The organism is Sphaerisporangium sp. NBC_01403 (assembly GCF_045040145.1).
Taxonomy (GTDB): Bacteria; Actinomycetota; Actinomycetes; order Streptosporangiales; family Streptosporangiaceae; genus Sphaerisporangium; species Sphaerisporangium viridialbum.
This window is the reverse complement of record NZ_CP109534.1, coordinates 8,294,157-8,314,643: the sequence shown is the minus strand read 5'-3', so window position 1 is coordinate 8,314,643 and position 20,487 is coordinate 8,294,157. Positions and strand designations below refer to the sequence as shown.

11 protein-coding genes are annotated in these 20,487 nt (G+C 67.4%); 2 read left to right on the top strand and 9 right to left on the bottom strand.

What is annotated here, in order from left to right; genetic code table 11:
- Window positions 1–4 precede the first annotated feature (4 nt).
- Window positions 5–1,252: an extracellular solute-binding protein gene (locus tag OG589_RS37450; RefSeq protein WP_405143142.1), complete on the bottom strand. Its 1,248-nt coding sequence runs from the start codon at window positions 1,250–1,252 to the stop codon at window positions 5–7.
- Between the two features lie 211 nt (window positions 1,253–1,463).
- Here OG589_RS37450 and OG589_RS37445 point away from each other — a divergent pair, with 211 nt between their 5' ends.
- Window positions 1,464–2,522, top strand: coding sequence for a LacI family DNA-binding transcriptional regulator (locus tag OG589_RS37445; RefSeq protein ID WP_405143141.1), 1,059 nt, complete (start codon window positions 1,464–1,466; stop codon window positions 2,520–2,522).
- 117 nt (window positions 2,523–2,639) lie between these two features.
- Here OG589_RS37445 and OG589_RS37440 read toward each other — a convergent pair whose 3' ends face one another.
- The 3 genes from OG589_RS37440 to OG589_RS37430 all read right to left on the bottom strand — a co-directional run bounded on the left by OG589_RS37440 (window position 2,640) and on the right by OG589_RS37430 (window position 9,350).
- The gene (locus tag OG589_RS37440; RefSeq protein WP_405143139.1) at window positions 2,640–4,991 is read right to left on the bottom strand and encodes an RICIN domain-containing protein; all 2,352 of its coding nucleotides are present in this window, start codon (window positions 4,989–4,991) and stop codon (window positions 2,640–2,642) included.
- Window positions 4,992–5,604: 613 nt separating this feature from the next.
- Window positions 5,605–6,888 carry a cellulose binding domain-containing protein gene (locus tag OG589_RS37435; RefSeq protein WP_405143138.1) on the bottom strand — a complete coding sequence of 428 codons (1,284 nt, stop codon included), beginning with the start codon at window positions 6,886–6,888 and terminating at the stop codon, window positions 5,605–5,607.
- A 476-nt stretch (window positions 6,889–7,364) separates the two neighbouring features.
- On the bottom strand, window positions 7,365–9,350 hold the full coding sequence (locus tag OG589_RS37430; RefSeq protein WP_405143136.1) for an alpha-L-fucosidase: 1,986 nt from the start codon (window positions 9,348–9,350) through the stop codon (window positions 7,365–7,367).
- A 420-nt stretch (window positions 9,351–9,770) separates the two neighbouring features.
- On the opposite strand from OG589_RS37430, the gene OG589_RS37425 reads away from it, so the two are divergent.
- Window positions 9,771–10,490, top strand: coding sequence for a FadR/GntR family transcriptional regulator (locus OG589_RS37425; protein WP_405143134.1), 720 nt, complete (start codon window positions 9,771–9,773; stop codon window positions 10,488–10,490).
- A 99-nt stretch (window positions 10,491–10,589) separates the two neighbouring features.
- Here the strand turns inward: OG589_RS37425 and OG589_RS37420 are convergent, their stop codons facing one another.
- The 5 genes from OG589_RS37420 to OG589_RS37400 all read right to left on the bottom strand — a co-directional run bounded on the left by OG589_RS37420 (window position 10,590) and on the right by OG589_RS37400 (window position 19,626).
- Window positions 10,590–12,368, bottom strand: a complete 1,779-nt coding sequence (locus OG589_RS37420; protein WP_405143132.1) for a family 43 glycosylhydrolase — start codon at window positions 12,366–12,368, stop codon at window positions 10,590–10,592.
- A 378-nt stretch (window positions 12,369–12,746) separates the two neighbouring features.
- The gene (locus OG589_RS37415; protein WP_405143130.1) at window positions 12,747–14,105 is read right to left on the bottom strand and encodes a PHB depolymerase family esterase; all 1,359 of its coding nucleotides are present in this window, start codon (window positions 14,103–14,105) and stop codon (window positions 12,747–12,749) included.
- Window positions 14,106–14,422: 317 nt separating this feature from the next.
- Complete coding sequence (locus OG589_RS37410) at window positions 14,423–16,534, bottom strand: family 43 glycosylhydrolase (RefSeq protein WP_405143128.1); 2,112 nt, start codon at window positions 16,532–16,534, stop codon at window positions 14,423–14,425.
- A gap of 390 nt (window positions 16,535–16,924) precedes the next feature.
- Entirely contained in the window at window positions 16,925–18,280 is a 1,356-nt protein-coding gene (locus OG589_RS37405) for a PHB depolymerase family esterase (RefSeq protein ID WP_405143126.1), read from the bottom strand.
- Window positions 18,281–18,486: 206 nt separating this feature from the next.
- A complete protein-coding gene (locus OG589_RS37400; protein ID WP_405143125.1) occupies window positions 18,487–19,626 on the bottom strand; it encodes a lectin in 1,140 nt (379 codons plus the stop codon).
- Window positions 19,627–20,487 lie beyond the last annotated feature (861 nt).

The following is a 20,487-nucleotide window of genomic DNA, read 5'->3' as shown; positions in this document are numbered from 1 at the left end:
GTTCCTACTGCGTGGCGCTCGCCGCCGCGGCCTGCGCGGCGGTCATCGCCTCTTGCGTGCTCTTCGACCCGCTCAGCGCCGCCTGCACCGCGCCCCACATCGGCTCGGAGATCCGCGGATACTTGGTGCCGAGGTCGTCGCTGGTCCGGCCCTTGGCGGCCTTGACCGCCTCCACCCACACCTTCAGGCCAGGGTTCTGGGCCACCTGCTTGGCCTGCACCTGCTCGGTGGGCGCGACGTAGGACAGGGTGGTCGTCGTGGTGAGGGAGTTGTCGGTGTCGGTCAGGCAGGTGACCAGCTTCTGGGAGGTCGCGTAACGGGCGGTGTCCTTCTGCACCGGGATGCCGACGAACTCGCCGCCTGTCGGCGCCGGCGCCGGCCCGCCGTTCTTGCCGGGGATCGGGATGACGCCGTAGTCGAAGCCGGCCTTCTCGGCGCCGGCCAGTTGCCAGGTGCCGTTCTCGGCGAAGGCGTAGTCGCCGCCGGCGAACTCCTGCCAGCTCGTGGTCTGGGTGTTGTTGATGACCGAGTTGGGGGCGTACCCCTTCTTCAGCCAGTCGGTCCACAGCGCCACCGCGGAAACCCCCTCCGGGGAGTCCAGCTTGGTGAGCTGGGCGCCCGATCCCCAGAACCAGGGCAGGAACTGGAAGCTGCCCTCCTCGGTGCCGATCGCGGAGAACGTGATGCCCTTCTTGCCCGACGTCTTGACCTTCGCCAGCGCGGCGGTCAATGACGCCCAGTCCTTGACGGAGGTGATGTCCACCCCGCTCTTCTCGAGCACTTCCTTGTTGTAGTAGAGGGCCAGGGTGTTGGCCCCGATGGGGACGCCGTAGGTCTTGCCCTGGCTCTGCCCGGCGGCCAGCAGGTTCGGCGCGATGGCCGAGGTGTCGAGCTTGTTCTCCTCGGTCGTCGTGAGGACTCCTGCCTCGGCCAGCGTGGACACCACCGGGTTGTCGACGATGAGCACGTCCGGCGCGTTGCCCTGCTGCGCGGCCAGCAGCGCCTTGTTGGTCAGGTCGCTGGTGTCATAGGCGGCGCGCTCGACGGTGACACCCGCCTGCGTGCCGCAGGTCTCCAGCAGCTTCACCCACTCGGACCCCTTGTCGTGCTGGGGGTAGGGGTCCCAGATGGTGTAGGTCGCGGCGGTCGCGGCCTGGCTCGCGCTCGCCGGCGCTCCGCCACTGCCGGACGATGAGGAGCACGCGACCAGACCACCTGCGGCCGCCACCGCTGCCAGACCGACGCCGGCCATACGCCGGCTCGATGCCGCTGATCTCATGATCCTGACCTCCGCTGACGCGTTACGCGGCTACTTCGCCATGCATGTCGAATCGGTTCGACCACGATAGGCCCGTACACTCCGCGCGTCAATGGGGCCGGCGAACAGCCGCAGGCCAGCTCTTCCATGTGAACGATTCGACCTACGATGGTGCGTGTCGGTTCGACCATGTGAGGAGCACCGGGTGAACATCGGGGAGATCGCCAGGCGGTCGGGCGTGTCCCGCAGCACCGTCTCCTACGCCTTGAGCGGCAAGCGCCCGGTGTCGGAGGAGACCCGGCAGCGCATCCAGGCGGTCATCGACGAGCTCGGCTACCGCCCCAACGCGACCGCCAAAGCGCTCAAAGAGGGCAGGACCCGCACCATCGCCCTGGTCATTCCCCCGGCCAGCCGGCGCCTGACCGACGTGCAGCTCGGCTTCGTGGCCAGCGTCGTCGACGCCGCCGGCCGCGCCGACCTGGACGTCCTGCTGTCCCCCTCGGGCGGCGAGCACGACCGCTCTTTCGAGCGCGTGATCGGCGGCAGGCGCGTGGACGGTGTCGTCCTGATGGAGATCCGGCTGGAGGATGACCGCGTCACCCGCCTGCGGCAGACCGGACTGCCGTTCGTCACCATCGGCCGCACCCGTCACCCCGAGGACATGACCTGGGTCGACATCGACAGCGACTTCTTGATCTCCAGATGCGTGCACCACCTGGCCGACCTGGGCCACCGCCGCATCGCCTTGGTCAACCGCTCCGCCGAACTGGTGGCCACCGGGTACGGCCCGAGCTACAGGGCCCAGGCCGGCTTCACGCGCGCGATCGCGGAACGCGGCGTGGAAGGTGTGGAGACGTGCTGCGCCGACGACGCCCAGTCCGGAGTGTCCTGCGTCGAGCGGCTCCTCGAGGAGGATCCCGCACTGACCGCCATCGCCACCATCAACGAGGCCGCCCTGCCGGGCCTGTACCGCGGGATCGAGCAGGCGGGCCTGGCGGTGCCACGGGACTTCTCCATCGCCGGGGTCGCCGCACGGCACCTGGCCGAGAACATGCACCCTCCGCTCACCGCCGCCGACGTGCCGGCCGACGAGCTCGGCGCCCGCGCCGTCGAGCTGCTCATCGAGCGCATCGCCGATCCCGCCACCCCGCACCGCGACCTCCTCCTCGCCCCGCCCATCTCCCTGCGCGGGACCACCGCACCCGCGCGTCCCCGCGACTCCCGCTCTCCTGACCGGCTACGGAGGGGCGGCGGCGCCGCGTGACTCCCGGCCACGACACCGTCCGAGCTCCGGAAGGACTCCCTGTCCGCCGCACACCCCTCGTGGGTACCACCTTCGCCGGGACTCGCGGCGCGCCCCGGCGAAGGTGTGAGGGCCGGATCAGCCGGCAAGGCTCCAGCGTTGGTTGGCGCCGCTGTTACAGGACCAGAGGTTGAGCTTGGTGCCGTTGGCGGTGGCGTTGTTCGGCACGTCCAGGCACAGCCCCGACTGCACCCCTGTGATGGTGCCGTTGGAGTTGACGTTCCACTGCTGGTTGGTCTGCCCGTTGCAGTCCCAGATGACCACCTGGGTGCCGTTGGCGGTCCCCTGGTTGTTGGCGTCCAGGCACTTGTTGCCGTACACCTGCAGTTGCTTGCCCGAGGTGTAGGTGAACCGCTGGTTGGTGCCGCTACCGCAGTCCCAGATCTGCGCCTGGGTACCGTTGGCGGTGCTGGAATTGCTGATGTCGACGCAGCGGCCCGAGCCGGCCCCGACGATCCGCACATTCTGCTGGCTGTCGCCGCCACTCTGCGGGCCGGCGGACCCCATCACAGCCTGGGCGCCGGACGGCCAACTGCCGTTGGTGACCGTGACGTTGTTGTTCACCACGTTGCCGCGGTCGCCGTTGGTTACGTTGGTGCTGCCGTTGCTCGACCAGTTGCCGGTGACGGTGAAGTTCCCCATGTTCTCGCCGCCCCAGTAGTTGGCGGTGAGCCACGTGCCGGTGGAGGACAGGACGTTGTTCCTGACGGTGTAGTACTTGGAGCCCTCGTCGAAGTAGACCCCGAACCAGCCGTTGGTCCGCAGGCAGTAGTTGTCGCTGATCACCGCGCCGGGGTTCCACGACAGCGTGTAGATGCATCCGCCATCGGTCATCTGCTGCATGACGTCGTGCACGTAGTTGCCGATGAGCTGGTTGTTGGACGCCGTGGTGGCCGTGGTGTAGCGCGGCTGGTAGTTGTACAGGCCGCGGTTGGCGTACTGGGTGTTGCCGCCGGGCTCGTTGGCGCCCCAGCCGTACCCCAGCGACATGCCGGTGTAGGGCAGGTTGTAGACCTCGTTGTGGGAGATCGTGGCGTTGGTGACGTAGGTGGGCAGGACCGAGACGATGCCCCGGTAGTCCACGCCGAGGTCGTGGATGCGGTTGTTGCTGACGGTGATGTTCCGGTTGACCATCCGCTGGTCGCTGGGGTGGTGCGCGTCGGCGCGCACGCCGCCGATCACGATGCCGCCCGCCGAGTTGCGGGCGATCTCCGACCGGGTGACCGTGATGTTGCCGGCGCCCAGGCCGACACCGCTGGCGTGCGCGTTGGCGTCGTTGCCGATGCCCACGGCCGTCTGACCGAGGTTGACGAACTGGGAGTCGGTGAAGGTGATGTTGTTGGCGGCGGAGACCTGGACCGCGGCGGGCATCTGGAACCAGTTCGGCCGGGCGGCCTCGAACTGCTGGCAACCCTCGTTGCAGGAGCCGAAGCTGGGCCAGTTCCAGTTGCCGGCGATGTAGGAGCCGGTCTGCTGGTCCGCGAAACCCTGGTTGCTGCTCGGCCCGAGCCAGCTCGTGCCGGAGAAGGTGACTCCGCTGAAGGTGATGTGGTGCGCGGGCGCGTCGTAGGTGCCCCCGACGTCCACCAGGGACTGCAGCACCGGCAGGTCCACGCTGACGTTGCTCATGTTCTGCCCGGCGAGCGGGATGTAGGACAGCACGCCGGTCCCGGGGTTGATGTACCACTCGCCCGGCGAGTCGAGGAACTCGTAGGCGTTCTCCAGGTAGAGCGGACCCGCCCGGTGCGGGCTGGCGAAGGTGTCGTACCCGAAGTTGTTGTTGTTCCAGGCGGGCTGCTGCATCGTGATGAAGTTCCCGCTGATGCTCTGCACCGGCACGTAGCGGTCGGTGAACGAACCGACGCTCTCCATCTCGACCCGGTTCTGGTTGGCGAGGTTGTTCAGATAGCTCAGGGCGCTGTTGCTGAACCTCATCCCCGTGCTGCTCGCGGTGAAGTCGGACCGGTTCACGCTGGTACGCGCGCGTGTGGCGATGGCGCCGTTGACGTAGAGCTGCCGGGTGTCGATCCCGGTACCGACGTTGGCCCGCCAGATGTTCTTCCCGGAGTCGGCGAGCGTCCAGCCGGTGACCGCCCTGGCGCCGCTGATCACGGGGTGCGCCGACGCGGCCGCCCGCCAGATCACCTGGTATCCGTTGGTGCCGGAGTCCGCCGCGGTCAGCCGTAGCGGCGAGGACAGCCGGTACACCCCGTCGGCCAGCTCCACGACGATGTCACCGGACATCCCGCCGACACGCGACCGCACCGCGGCCTGCGCGTCCGTCAAGGAGCACGGCTGGGCAGCGGAGCAGCTGGTGCCGCTGCCGGAAGGGGAGGCGTACAGGGTGGTGGTAGCAGCCGAGGCGGGAGAGGCCGGTGCGACCAGGGCGACCGCGGCGGTCAACCCCATCGCGGCGACTCCGGCTGACAAGAGCCTCCGCATCGCAGAGTACGACGATTCGAACACGGGACCTCCTGATGAGGGGGGGAGTTTGGTCAGCAAAGGCCCTGCCGTAGCCGATCGGGTGGTGTGGCTGGGTCCTCGTGCCGGCTTCGCGCCCAGTCCGCGAGAGGACGGTGATCCCGATCGTCGGCTCGCGAAACGTAACTCGTATGATGTCTCGCGTCAACAATGTCGGTGTATGAGGGGAAGTCGTCCATGAGTTCACCCATCGGATGACGAAGTGGAACCAGGCAGCCACACAGCACGTGATGACGGCACCCGATGCGCGGCGGGGCTGGCTGTGCCGCTGGTTCGTGCTCGATCGGGCACGCATACGAGGGCCGCTCGGCCTGGGGCATCCTCGCCGGGCCGCCCGAGTCACCCTGTGAAAGTTTCCCGGGCGCCTGAGGGCGTCCGGGCGGAGGCGGGCCCGCCTCCGGCCGGATCCGCCCGGCGAGGACAGATCTGGATCTCGTGTCGTCGGCGGTGCCCGCCCGATGGCCTGTGGGCACGTGCTCGCCCCGGTCGCGGCGCCCCGCTGTGAGGCGAGGGCGCCGCGGCCGGGGTCGCGAGTCCGGCGCGTCGCCGCGCCGTCATCGCGTCAGGAGGCGCTGCAGGAAAGGGCGGGCGTGGCCGCCGTGCCGGTGGCGGTGAAGCCGAACGTGGTGCTGCCGTTGGCCGCGACCGAGCCGTTGTAGGACTCGTTGCGGACGCTGACGTCGGCTCCGGAGCCGGAGCGGACGCCGTTCCACAGGCTGCTGATGGTCTGCCCGCCGGGCCAGGTCCAGTGGACCGTCCAGCCGTTGACGGCGCTGGTGCCCGTTCGGACGGTGACGGTGGACTGGAAGCCGCCGGACCAGGAGTTCACCGTCTCGATCGTGGCCGCGCATCCACCGGGTACCGGCGTCGGGGTGGGTGTCGGCGTGGGTGTCGGCGTGGGCGTCGGGCTGGGCGAGGGGTTGCTCCCGAACTGGGAGAAGAACTTCCACACTTCTCCCTTGGTCCAGGTCGTGATGCCGCTCTCGGTGTAGGTCCCATCCACCGGGCCGGGCATGTGACCGTTGTCGAACGCGGCCCAGACGACCGGATACCCGGCCCGGCACCCCGAATAGGCGGTGACGATGTGCGTCTTGCTGCCCGAACTCGGCTCGCGCGGGGTCTGGGGGGTGCAGCCGTTGTTCTGGACGAACCGGTCACGCAGCGAGCGTCCCTGCGAGATGTTGAGCACGGTGTCCCCGATGCCGTGCAGCCCCATGTAGGCGATGGGCTGAGTGCCGCCGCTGCACCCGCTGAGCTGGGCGCCGGAGAAGACCGCGACCGCGCGGAAGACGTTCGCCCGGGAGCACGCGATCGAGTAGCTCATGGCGCCGCCGTAGCTGAAACCGGTGGCGAAAAGCTGCGAGGTGTCGACACAGAGGTCTGCCTCGATGCGCTTGATCATGTCGTCGACGAAGACCAGGTCCTCGCCTCCGGAGTTGGCCCAGCCGTTGTTGAAGCCCTGGGGCGCGACGAAGATCGCTTGGTTGTTCGACATCTGCCTGAGTCCGTAGAAGGACCAGGGGTAGCCACTGGTTCCGCCGGAGTCGACCTCGGTGGCGGTGCCGCCCAGCCAGTGGAATCCGAAGATCAACCGGTAGGGGGTGTTGTTGTTGTAGTTGTCGGGAAGCCGCAGGATGTAGGAGCGATTCTTGCCGCTGGTCTGAATCGACTGCGTACCACTCCTCAGCGTCGGGGTCTTTCCGCATCCGGCGGTCGCCGCGAGGGTGCCGGCGCCGGCGGACGACGTGGCTGCGCCGAGGTCGCTGCTCATCGCCGCACGACCGGTGCCCAGGACGAGAAGCGCCGCGACCGCGACCGCTCCGAAAAAGGATCTGTGCCTTGACATCACACAACTCCGGTTATGGTGCGGGTATCGATGGATCTGGACAAAGAAACCATTCGCTTCTCCCTTATCGGGTGGGAGCATCGGCCTGTCGGCATACGTGATCTCTGATCGGGGAAAATGCACGACAGGTCCTTGTTAGCGCTAACATCAGACGGGTGTTAAGTGCTCCTCTCTTGGGCCTGATTGGAGGGGACGGTGCAGCGGAGCAAATATGACGGCGACGATGTCTGTCAAGCATCGGCCTTTATCCTCGCGCGGTGCTCGCCCGCGACCACCCATTACTTTTCACTTCTGATCAGGGATGCGGTCGAAACAGCCACTGACGTCTCATGTTGAAAATTTCAGCGCCGACGGTTCGGCACGGCACCGGCGCTCGATTCGAATCGATTCCGGGCGGGCATGATCAGGGCATGGCCGCGGCGGTGGCCGCCGGTCGCGGCGCGGGAAGACGCGGTCGCGCGTGGGGCCGGGCCGGGTCATACCGCGGTGATGGTCCACTGGTTGTTGGTGCTGGCGTTCGGAGTCCACAGCTGCACGGCGGAGCCGACCGTGGTGGTGCCGGCGCCGTCCAGCGCGGTGCCGGTGCCGCGGTTGATGATCTGGTAGCGGCCGTTGCCGAGGCTGTTGAGCCGCCACTGCTGGTTGTTGCCGCCGTTCCAGGTCGTCTGCAGGCAGGAGGCGCCGTTGGCGGTGTTGCCCCAGCTGTCGGCGACCATGCCGTTGGTGCGGTTGACGATGCGGTACCACCCGCCGCCCAGGTCCACCAGCTGCCACTGCAGGTTGGTGCTGCCGTCGTAGTTCCACTGCTTGAGGACCGACCCCGAGGCGACGTTCCCTCCGCTGTCCAGGACGAGGTTGGTCGTGACGTTGGTGATCCGCACCCAGCCGGTGGGGGTGGGACCCGAGTCCAGGGCGGGGATGGCGCCGTTGAAGGTCAGCTTGACCACATACGCCGGGGCGCTGAACGGGGCGGTGGAGGAGGGCATCGAGATGTGCAGGCCGCCACCGTCCTGCGTGCGGCCCGCCAGGTTGATGTACTGGCCGGCTGTGGAGCCGAGCAGTTGCACCGAGGCCAGACTGCTCAGGTTGATCCGGCCCGAGCCCAGGGTCGTGATGTTCAGCGTGCCGCCCGGCCAGCCCAGCACAGTGGCGTACAGCACCCTGTTGTCCTTGCTGCGGGTGAACCGGATGTCGCGGTTGGTTCCCGGCCGTGGCGTGGTGAAGGAGCCGCCTCCCATTTGTGTCGGTCCTTCGCCGTAGGTCGCCCAGGCGCGGGTGGCGTAGATGGACTCTCCGAAGCGCTTGAGGTAGTCCCCGATGCCCAGCAGGATCGTCCGCTGTCCGGAGGGAATGGTGCCGTCGGCCATGGGGGCGATGTTGAGGAGCATGTTGCCGTTCTTGCTGACCCGGTCGATCAGCGAGTGCAGCATGGCCTCGAGCGAGTAGTAGCCGATGCCGACGGTGTAGCACCAGCTGGAGCTGGAGATGCTGTCGTCGGTCAGCCAGTAGGGGGTCTGGATGGCGGCCGGTCCGCCGCGCTCGTAGTCGAAGACCTCGCCCCTGGTGTTGAACCCGTCCTTGTAGGTGGCGACCACGTCCTTGTTCAAGGCGACCGCCTGGTTGTAGTAGTACGCCAGGAAGTTCAGCCGCTGGGACTCCGGGATGCTGCCGAGGTTGAAGTCCTGCCAGATGACGTCGGGCTGGTAACCGTCGATCACCTCCTTGAGCTTGTCGTACCAGAGCTGGTACTCCGTGGCCGCGTCGAGCTGCCCGTACAGCTTCCGCAGGGTGGGGGTGGACTGCGCCGGCACGCGCTCGTAGAAGCCGGTGAAGTTGTAGGCGTGGTGCAGGGACACCAGCAGCTTCAGACCCTTGGCCCGGATGGCGTCGGCGTGCAGCCGCAGCAGGTCGAGCTTGGGGCCGGTGGCGACCGAGTTCCACTCGTTCACCCTGCTGTTCCACATCGAGTAGCCGTCGTGGTGCTCGGCCACCGGCCCGGCGAACCTGGCGCCGGCGTCGGCGAACAGCTGCGCCCACTCGTTGGGATCGAAGTTGCCGCCGGCGGACCTCAACTTGGGGGCGAACTGCATCCAGTTGCCCGCCTTGTCGCGGGCGCCGTTGATGAAGTTGTGGTACGGCCACACCGAAGGATCACCGTAGACGCTCTTGTGATGGTTGTTCTCGTTGGAGCCGCTGAAGTACATGTTGCGGGGGTACCACTCGTTGGCGAACGCGGGGACGCTGAACACTCCCCAGTGGTAGTAGATGCCGAACTTGGCGTCCTGGAACCATTCGGCAGCGGGCGGGTGCTGGTCGACCGACCCCCAGCTCGATGTGTAACTCTGCGGCCCGTCGGTGGCCCACGCGGTGCGCACCCCCAGCAGGCCGGCGGCCGCGACGCCTCCGGCCCCGGCGAGCAGTGTGCGGCGGCTGAACTGGAATGAGGATGAGGACGAGGACATGGGAGGAACCTCTCGAGAGCCTGAGGAGCTCTTCCAGGTCGCGCGGAATCCTGCCGCCCGCACACTGGGCGCGCAATCCATGCACGCCCACCGGCGCAGAACCCTTCGTGTTTCGCGAACGTGAAGAGACCTTCACAAGATGGACATGGGATGTATTTGTAAGCCAGACGCAGGGGAATGTCCAGACCTGCCGCCGGTCGATGTCGCGGAGACTTCCGAGACCGGGCCCGCCGAGACGGTCCACGAGCCCGATGACGGCGCTATATGGCCAGATCAGACGGGCATTTCCCGCTGCTCCCCCTCCTCCGGCCCTTCCGCTGCGGAGACCCTCGTGACTGTGAAATCCGCCAGCTGTTCTTTCATGACATGGGATGTCTTACCGTGGCTTCGCCCGGCTGGATGAGGTAGGAAGATTCAGTTATGTCGCTTACCGAGCAGGCGATCGAGCACATCAGACAGCTGATCAAGGACGGGGTCCTTCCGCCGGGGGCACGGTTACCCTCAGAGCAGGATCTGGCCGCCGAACTGGGCCTGTCCCGGAACCTGCTGAGGGAGGCCGTCCGGTCGCTCATCACCACACGTGTCCTGGAGGTGCGCAGGGGCGCCGGCACCTATGTCACGAGCCTCAAGCCGGAGCTGTTGCTGGAGGGGGTCGGCCTCGCCGTCGAGATGATGCGGGGCGACGACCTGCTGGAGATCACCGAGGTGCGGCGCCTGTTGGAGCCGGTCGCGACCGGCCTCGCGGCCACGCGCATCTCCGCCGACCAGCTCCGGAAGGTCGAACACCACCTCAACGCGATGATCGACGCACAGGGCGACGTCGAGGCGCTCAACCACTATGACGACGACTTCCACCGTGCCGTGCTCGCGGCGACGGGCAACACGGCGCTCTGCACCCTGCTCGCGGGGATCGCCGGCCGGACGCTGCGCGCCCGCGTGTGGCGCGGGCTGGTCGACGACGACGTGGCCGGCCGCACGATCACCGAGCACGTCGCCATCTACCGGGCGCTGGCGGGCCGCGACGCCCCTCTCGCCCAGGCGGCGGCGCTCATGCACGTGAGCACTACCGAGACCTGGCTGCGGGAGAACCTCGGCCGTCCGGCGTCCGGCCCGGACTCCCAGGTGCGGGCCGAGTCGTGACGGCTCTCACCCGGGCGATCGCGCCGCCCCGGCGTCACCCGACCACGACGCGGGGTCGGTGATCGTACCGGAGCGGCGCGCGTGACAGCCGGCTTGGGACTACTGGAACGAGGCGTCGTCGATGGAGAGGCCGTCGGTGCCCGCCGCCGTCTCGACGTAGAAGGTGGCCCCGGTCAGCGTCCCGCTCCACGACACCGTCGCCGTGCCGGTGAGCTGGGTCCAGCCGCCGGAGTTGACCGCCGTCGCCGGCGTCAGCTGGAGGTAGTTCGTCGTGCCGTTGGCCGTGACCGCCAGGGTCGCCTTCGCGCTCGGCGTACCGGTCTGCGACCGCACCCAGACGCTCGTCGTGTAGCTCTTGCCGTTGGTGAGCTTGGAGGTCACATCCTGAGTGGTGCCGTTCCATGACGCCGTGCGTCCGGTGATGGACAGCGCCCGCGCGCCGCCGTGCACGGCGTTGGTGACGGACGACAGGGTTCCGCCGGACGCACCCCAACCAGTCGTGCCGCTCTCCATGTCGCCGTTGGTCAACAGGTTCCCGCCGGTACCGGTGCCGCCGTTGAACTGCCACCAGTTCACGTTGAACAGGGTGCCGCTCCCGCCGGTGTACTTGAAGTACAGGTCATGGGTGCCCATCGCGCCGTTCACCGGGCAGGTGACCGTCGTCCAGGTCTGCCAGCCACCGGTGCCCGCCACCGTGCACGTCCCCACCAGCGCGCCGTTGACACCGTCCAGACGCAGCTCGATCCGGCCGCCGCTGGTCGCCGAGGCCACCCGCGCGCTGAAGGACGCCGCGCCGGAACCGAAGGCGACACCCTTGACCTTGACGTAGTCCCCGTTCTCGATCCACCCGACGTTCATCCCGCCCTCACTGGAAGGCTCGGTCTCCACGCCGGACTCCCAGGCGATCGTCTCGGCCTCCTGACGGAGGTAGGGGTTCAACGTGCCCACCTGCGGCGCCCCCGTCGTGGTCATGTTGATCGTCGGGATGGTCCCATCAGCGTTGTAGGCGAACTTCTCCACCGCGACCGAACGGGTGAAGCCGCCGCCGCCCGGCAGCGCGCCGTTGTGGTAGAAGAAGTACGACCCGCCGTTGTAATCGATGACGCCGGGGTGGTTGGTGAAGCTGCTGCCCTGCGTGGGCATGATCGTTCCCCGGTAGGTCCACGGCCCGGTCGGACTGGTGGCCGTGGAATACGCGATGAACTCCGAGCAGCATTTCGCCGCGAACACGATGTAGTACAGGCCGTTGCGCTTGTAAACCCACGGACCCTCTTCGAACAGGGTCGGACGATTGGCATCCCCGCTACGAGTACCGAACCCCGCGGTGGTCAGCGGGATCTGCGTCACGCTGCCGGAGTAGGAGATCATGTCGGTGTTCAGCTTCACATACGACAGATGCGGGTTGCCCCAGTACAGGTAGGCCTGCCCGTTGTCGTCGATGAACACCGTGGGATCGATCTCACCGTTCTCCACCAGCGGACGCCCGATCGCGTCGGTGAACGGCCCGGTCGGGCTGTCGGAGACCGCCACCCCGATGGCCATCCGCCCGGTCGACCGGTTGGTCGTCGGCACGTACCAGTAGAACTTGCCGTTGCGGTAGATCGTCTGACCCGCCCACGCATCCGACTTCGCCCAACTGAAAGTGGCGACACTCAGCGGGGAACCATGGTCGGTCCAGTTCACCATGTCGGTGGTCGACCACACCCGCCAATCCTTCATCGTGAAATACGTCGACCCGTCCTCGTCATGCCCCGTATACAGATAGACCCGGCCGTTGTACACCAGCGGAGCCGGATCAGCGGTATAGATCGTCTGGACGATCGGATTATCCGCCCGGGCCGTACCCGGGATCAGCGTCACGGCGCAGAGCAGTGCCATGAGCAAAAGCACACTGCGCCTGGATATGACGTCGAGTCGAAGGGGAGATGCGACTTTCATGATCACCTTCCGGATTGGGGCAGGCACATGTGCCACCGCCGTCGGAGAGATCCGTCGGCCTCGGAATTTCCGACGGAATCGATTCATGCAATGGCTCGAGAAAGGTCGAGATGGCATTCACCGGCCGATTGTTAGCGCTAACATACTGTTGAGACAGCCTCCATCAGCGCTACTCGAGGATGTCCGAACCTCTTGTCGTGGCCTCGGCCGAAGGCCGCATCGTTCTCCTCCTTGGTGGTCAACGGCATCGGCGTGCCGCCGGCACCGGAGCCTTCGCCGGGGGCGGTCGTCGGTCCCCGGTGCGAGGCCGCACGTGTGTCAGGTGCGGGTCCAGCGTTGGTTGGTGCCGCCACTGCAGGACCAGATCTGCAGCTTGGCGCCGTTGGCAGTAGTATTGCGTACGTCCAGGCACTTGTTCGCGCCCACCGCGGTGATGCTGCCGTCGGAGTTGAAGCGCCACTGCTGGTTGTTCTGGCCGTTGCAGTCCCAGATAATCACGCTGCTCCCGTCGGCGGTGCCGCGGTTGTTGACGTCCAGGCACTTGCCGCCGTACACGCGCAACTCGCCACTCGCGGTCGGCGTCCATTGCTGGTTGGCCTGCCCGTTGCAGTCCCAGATCTGCGCCTGCGTGCCGTTGGCCTGCGACGCGCCGGAGACGTCAAGACACCTGCCCGACCCCACATTTCTGATCGCACCCGCGCCCGTGGGAGTCGGGGTGGGGGTGGGCGTCGGTGTCGGGTTCGGCGAGGTTCCGTCGAGGCCGAGGAAGGTGAGGGCGTAGGGGAACATGCCGGTCAACGGCAGGGAGTGACCGTAGCCCGCGAAGCTGAGTCCCTCGACGGGCGCCTGGTTTCCCGTGCCGCCGTACCGGGTCCGCGTGAGGCCCGACTTCGGGCTGTCGGTGAACGTGGGAGTCTGGCTCACCCCGTTGAGGTTGGTCCACTGTTTGATCTCTTCGCCGAAGTTGGGGTAAGCGAGGGTGGTGTCGGTGGTGCCGTGCCACAGTTGCATCCGCGGGTAGCGGCCGGTGTAGCCCGGGTACATGGCCCTTGCCTGGTCGCCCCACTGCTGGGCGGTCCTGATGAGCTGGCCGCCGGAGCACTGGCTGTTCCACAGCGACCCGTCGGTGGTGGCGAAGCACCCGGCCGGGACGCCGGAGAACGCCGCGGCGGCCGAGAACACGTCGGGGTACTGCGCGGCCAGTACGTTGGTCATCATGGCGCCGGAGGAGAAGCCGCTGACCACGATGCGCCCGGGATCGATGTTGTAGCGCTGCCGGGCGTAGGCGACCATCGACATGATCCCGGTGGAGTCCCCGCCGCCGTCGCGTTTGAGGGCGGCCGGGGTGGACACGTCGAAGCACTGGCCGCTGCGGGTGGCCTCGGGCAGGACGATGATGTAGCCGTACCGGTCGGCGGCGGTGACGTAGTCGTGCCCGACGCCGTTGAACACCCCGGAGGCCGAACCGGTGCAGTAGTGCACCATGACCAGCAGCGCCGGCCGGGCCGCCACCCGGTCCGGGACATACATGTACATGTTCAAGTTGGTCGGGTTGTTCCCGAAGCCGGTCACCCGGGTCAGCGACGCCGCCGCGGCGGGCCGTACCCCCAACAGCACGCTCGCGGCCACCACCGATACGGCGACGGCCGCCAGCATGGCGCGTAATGTGCGTTTCACACCATTTCCTTCCATTTTGTCGTTCACTTTCAAGCCTGTGGTGGCTCGATCGCGCGGACCGAACTGTCACGATCGCGGGCGTCCGGGTACCGCCGACGCGTTCCCCACCAGGACCGGAGGCCTCCCTGACCGTGTCCGACGCGCTGGGATGGGGTCGAGTCGGACTTCGGCCCGGCCAGCGCGGTTCCGAGCGGAAGCGGGGGTGGGGTCCCGTTCTTGGTATCCAAGGTGTCGCTCCCTTTCGAGGGTGCGGACTCGCCCGCTCCGAAGCAGGGGCGGGCGTCACCGCAGACCTCCACCGCCTTGCCTTTCTGTACTCAGGGGGTGGTCAGGTCGAACCGGCGCACGGTCACCGAGCCGCCGAGGGCCTGGGTGGCGTAGTTGAACATCGCGAACCGGTAGCCCATGAAGAACTGCCAGGCGTTGTTGAGCGTGAAGGCCGGGCCGAGGGTGGTGAAGTTGACCCCGTCGGTGCTGTAGGAGAAGCGGGCCTGCCGTCCCGAGCCCGGGCGGATGTCGGCGTTGACGCGCAGCCAGATCCGGCCGCCGGAGACCGGCGCGCTCGCGGCCTCAGTGCCGGTGGCGGCGGTCTGCCAACTGCTGTTCATGGTGATGTTGTTGGTCATCACCACCCGGGTAGCGCCGTTGTCGCGCCTGACGCCGATCCACGCCGACGAGTCGCGGAGCATGGCCAGCCCGGCCCGGTCACCGTTGCTCATCGTGGAGTAGTCCAGCTCGATCGTCGCGGTGGACGAGGGGCCCTGGATGCGGTGGGTGAGGGTGTTGCGGGCTGCGTACAGGTCGCCGGTGACGGTAGCGGTCTGCAGTCGCAGCCCGCTACCCGCCGACCACTTGGTGTTGTCGGGGTTGTGGTTCCACTCCCACTGCGGCCCGAGCGCGCTCGTGGTGAAGGTGTCGGCGCCGGTCATCGGTTTCACGGTCTTCGTGGTCTGGATGTTCGGCGTCGGGTACGAGGCACCCCAGGCGCCGTTGACGGTCTGGACGGTGGGCCAGCCGTCGGCGCTCCAGGTGATCGGCGCGAGAGCCGGCATCCGGCCACCGGGGTAGGCGTCGACGAAGGCCATGTAATACCAGGCGCCGTTCTGGGTCTGCACGAGGCCGCCCTGATGCGGCACCCCGCCACCGGAGATCGGGCCGGGCATGTCGAGCAGGACCTGCCGCATCTCGTACGGGCCGAACGGACTGGTGGACCGCAGCACGTACTGCCCGTTGGCGGGGCGGGTCAGCCAGATGTAGTAGTAGCCGTCGCGCTTGTAGAAGCGGGAGCCCTCCAGGGTGCCGACGCTCGACGGCGTGGTGAACACCTGCTGGTGACGCACCTCGCTGAGCCCGTCAGCGGACAGTTGCGCGACGCTGATGTTGCTGTTGCCGTAGGCGACGTACATGGTGTCGTTGTCGTCGACGAGCAGGCCGGCGTCGTAGTAGCAGTTGTCGATCCGCGACCGCTTCTGCCAGGTGCCGTCCACCGCCGACGCGGTGTACACGTAGGTGCGGTTGAACTCGACGCAACCGAGCCAGTAGTACGTGCTGTTCCTCGGCCGGTAGTTCAGCGCGGACGCCCAGATGCCCTTGACGTAGGCGCGCCCGCCGCCCAGGTCGTAGGCGGTGGAGTCGAAGTCGAGCCGGGGCACCGAGTGGCCCGCGTACTCCCAGTTCACCAGGTCGTAGGAACGCAGGATCGGCGCGCCCGGCGAGTAGTGCATGGTCGAGGCCGAGTAGTAGTACGCGTCGCCGACCCGGATGATGTCACCGTCGGCGAAGTCCTGCCAGATGACGGGATTGTTGTACCGGGTCGTCGGCGTGGTCGGGGTCGGCGTCGGGGTGGGATTGGGGGTGCCGCCCATTTTGACGAGTTGCCACTGCTGGTTGGCGCCGTTCCAGTCGGTGTACTGGACGATGTTGCCGCCGTCGGCGGTGGAGGCGTTCTGGACTTCGACGGCCTTGCCGCTGTTGCGGTTGGTCAGGCGGATGTAGCCGTCGGAGGAGTCGGTGAGGCGGAACTGCTGGTTGGCACCGTTTCCGTCGCTCCATTGCACGATGGCGGCGCCGTCGGCGGTGGAGAAGTTGTAGACGTCCAGCACCTTGCCAGAAAGTTTGGACTTCAGCCGGTAGTAGCCGCCGCCGGAGTCGACGAACTGCCACTGCTGCTGGTTGCCGTCGTTGCGCGCCCACTGGGTGATCCGCGCCCCGTCATTGGTCGCCAGGTTGTACACATCCAGCGCCTTGCCACTGTTGCGGTTCACCAGCACATACCACGCGCTGGTGTCGACGCTCGCCGCCGATGCCGTCGTCGTACCGATCGTGACCATGGATCCGGCCAGGACGACCGTCACGAACACGGCGAGCAATGACCGCCAGCCACGCCGCCGCCGCCGAAAGGCGTGCCCGACCTTACCGATGGCAACCATTGAGTCCTCCTTCGATCCTCCGTGCCGGACAGCCCGACATGTGAGCGTGATGCACTGCCGCGGCAGCCGGGCGGTCACGCATGACGTGCTCTCTGACCGGCGTCCAGATCAATGTGGTCGGACGGTCCCGTAGGTGGGAGCACGGCTCGGATCGCTCGCTTCGGAGAAGCGCGGCCTGAGGGTCGGCCGGCTGAAAGCGGCCCGGTTTGATGTGGGGCATGGCGCGGGTCCCGCACGTCGTTGGGCGGGTGCACCGTCTGACGCGAACACCGCGAACGCATGAACGTTTCATCACCTCGTCCCTCACGGAAGCACGGCCGCGCTCTGTTAGCACAGATGACGCCACATCGGCGGCTCCGAGAACCGTGGACGGACAAGAGACGGGCGTGATCATCTCGCCCAGGTCCATTTCTGGTTGGTGCCGCTCCAGCAGGTGTAGAGCTGGATTTGGGTGCCGTTGGCGGTGCCTGCGCCGATGGCGTCCAGGCACAGTCCGGACTGCACCCCGGCGATGGTGCCGTCGGAGTTCAGGCGCCACTTTTGGTTGTCGCCGCCCCAGCAGGAGTAGATCTGCACCTTGGCGCCGGTGCCGGTGCCCGCCGCGTCCAGGCACTTGTTGCCGTAGACCCTGATCTCGCCGGCCGAGGTGGAGGTCCACTGCTGGTTGCCCTGCCCGTTGCAGTCCCACAACTGCACCAAAGTGCCGTCAGTGGTGGCGGAGTTGGGCACGTCCAGGCAACGCCCGGAGCCCGCACCCTTGACCTGCCCGGCACCACCACCAGGCACCGTCGGCGTCGTCGTGGGGGTAGGAGTCGGCGTCTGGGTGGGCGAGCCGCCGTCCAGACCGAAGAAGCGGATGGCGTAGGCGGCCATCCCGGTTCGCGGCAGATCGTGGTCGGCGCCGGTGATGGTGTACGCCTCGACCTGCCCGGAGCCGAAGACTCGCCGGGTCCACCCGGATTGCGGGCTGTCAGTGGAGGCGGGGGTCTGGCTAAGTCCGTGCACGTTGGTCCACTGGTCGACCTCTTCCTGCAGCATCGTGTAGGGCAGCACGGAGTCGGCGGTGCCATGCCAGGCCATCACCCGCGGCCGGGGCCCGGTGTAGCCGGGGTAGGCGTTCCGGACCAGGTCACCCCACTGCTGTGGCGTCTTGTCCCCGCACCCGGCGGGCCCGAGGCACCCGTAGGGCACACCCGAGAACGGCGCGCCGGCCTTGAACACGTCCGGGTACGTGGCGAGCAGGTTGTTGGTCTCCATCGCTCCGGAGGAGAATCCCGTGGCGAACACCCGCTGCGGGTCACCGTTGTAGCGTTGCAGCGCGTAGTTCGCCATGGAGATGATCGACACCGGGTCACTGCCGCCACCGTGGCGCAGGGCCTCGTTCGACCACACGTCGAAGCAGTTCGACATGCCGTTGGCGCTCTTGTTCGCCTGCGGGTAGATGACGATGAAACCGTACCGGTCGGCCAATGAGGCGAACTCGGTGCCCTGGTGGAAGCTCGGAGCCCATCCGTTGCAGCCGTGCATCGCCACCAGGACGCCCGGCCGGGATGCCACTCTGTCGGGGACGTAGAGGTACATCCGCAGACCACCGGGGTTGGCGCCGAAGTTCGTCACTTCGGTCAGGGCCGCCGCCGACGCTCGCGGGGCGGGCGTCAGGAATATGGACAGTGCCGTGGCCGCGACCGCGACCAGGGCCACCATGCCGATTCCGATGCCGGCGTTCGGTCTGGTACGCCGTTTCATTGTTCTGCCCTTCTTTGGGGATCCGCGTCATCGCGGTCGTGTCGGCAGAGACGCATTGACGTGGCCCGGATCTCGCGGGCTCTCACTCCGCGTCGCTGGGGGCTTTCTCGTCAGGGCCGGCGCTCCGTCGAGCCGGCTCGGCCGATACCGGGTGGTGGCCGCCACCGGAGCGGCCTTCTCGGGTGTCCACAGCGAAGGGATGCGGGTCAGATGCGGATCCAGCGCTGGTTGGCGGCGCCACTGCACGACCAGATCTGCAGTTTTACGCCGTTGGCGGTGGAGTTGTTCGGCACGTCCAAGCATTTGCTCGCGCCGACCGCGGTGATGCTTCCGTCGGCGTTGAGGCGCCACTTCTGGTTGCTCTGGCCGTTACAGTCCCAGATCTGCACCTGGGTACCGTCGGCGGTGCTCTGGTGGTAGACGTCCAGGCACTTGTTGCCGTACACCCGCAACTCACCTGCGGAGGTCAGCGTCCACTGCTGGTTGGCCTGCCCGTTGCAGTCCCAGATCTGCACCTGCGTGCCGCTGGTCTGCGACGCGCCGGTGACATCCAGGCACCGCGCGGACCCCACGCCGCGAATCGCGGTCGTACCCCCCGAGGGCGACGGGCTCGGGCTGGGGCTGGAACCGCCCGGCTGGCCGATGCTGCCGGGGACGGCCTGGAGTGCGGTGTACCACGCGGCGGCCATCTTGTCGTAGCCGGTGGCAGTGGGGTGAATACCGTCGACCAGGTCGGCGGTGGTCAGCTTGGCGTACATGTCGACCAGGTGGACGTGCTTGCCGGAGTTCACCTTGCTCTGAACGATGCCGGGGATGGCCGCGTTGAAGGTGCGGGCGGCGGCTTCCTGGCTGGAGTTCGACAGCGGGATGATGGTCGCGACGAACACGTCCGCGTTGGGCACGGCCGTGGTGATGTGGTCGATCAGCGTGGACAGCCGCTGGGGCGCGCTGCTCACGTTGTAGTTCTGCAGCACGTCGTTGGTGCCGATGTGCAACAGCACCGTGCGCGGGTTGTACGTCCGCGCCCAGCCGGCGATGTTGGCGTCGATCTGGTCGATCCGCCACCCGGGATGTCCCTCGTGGTCGTGGTCACCGAGGTTTCCCGGCCCGTTGAACTGGGATCCGACAAAGTCGATCGTGTAGCGGCCGGAGGCCAGGCGCTGCCACAACCCGATCCGGTACCCGCCCGGCACCTGCGTGCCCTCGGTGATCGAGTCACCCAGCGGCATCACCCGCACCCCGCCGTTGGACTCCGCGCTCGCGGCCCCCGTCCCGCTCACCGCGCCCAACGCCACCGCGACCACCATCAGGAACGCCCCGGCGCACCATCGTCTCCACATGAGCATGCTCAACCTCTTTCGGGCATCGGCGACCACGCCGGGTCGCTGTGAGCGATAACAGATCCAACGATCGGGCCATCTCGGCGGCGAGCGTGGTGAGGTGGTGGCCTGTGCGGCCGGACGCGGGGTCCGCCCCGCACGGCCGGCCGTTCTGTCGCGGGCCCCGCCGTCGCGGCGAGCCCATATGCCGGCCGCTTCGGCTCTCTGCCTGGACGGACAACCTCCTGCCGGGATGCCGGCGACCGGTGGACCGCGTGGACGTGGTGTCTGTCCCGGGTTCACGGCCTCCGGCCGCCGACGCGTCGCGGACAAGATCGTAAACTTGTTAGCGTTAACATTTTGCCGGTCGGCTAGCTCCCTTCTCCGTCGGTGTACGGGGTGGTGTGGGCGGAGCAAATACGAGACAGGGAGGTGCCGTCAAGGACCGGGCACAAGGCGCGCCGCAAGCGCCCGGAGCTTCGGTGCGGCCGATCTGGTGTTATCGGCGTCCTCGCACTCCGACGCACACGGCATTGTGCTGAAACTTTCATCACTCTGGCCCCATCTCCGGCGTGGATCGCAATTTCCAGCAAGTGAGGACAGGCGTTGTGCGAGGTCACTGGGCACTTCGAGGAAGCGAAGCCGAAACTTTCGGCTGCAGGCTTGACTTATTTCGGGGATGTTTCCACACTGAGTCCCCGAGACGGTTCTCTCCTGTCAGCTCGGTGGTGCGTGGCGGGAGCAGTCGTCCGCGACGTCCTTGTGGTGTGCGCCCCCGGTGATGGGGTGCGGCGTCGGTGCCGCGGGGTGTTTCCCGCGTTCTCCCTCCTTCCGCTTTCCCCGTGATTCCTTATGGAGGCTCAAGCATGGGCGCAAACGCCATACATC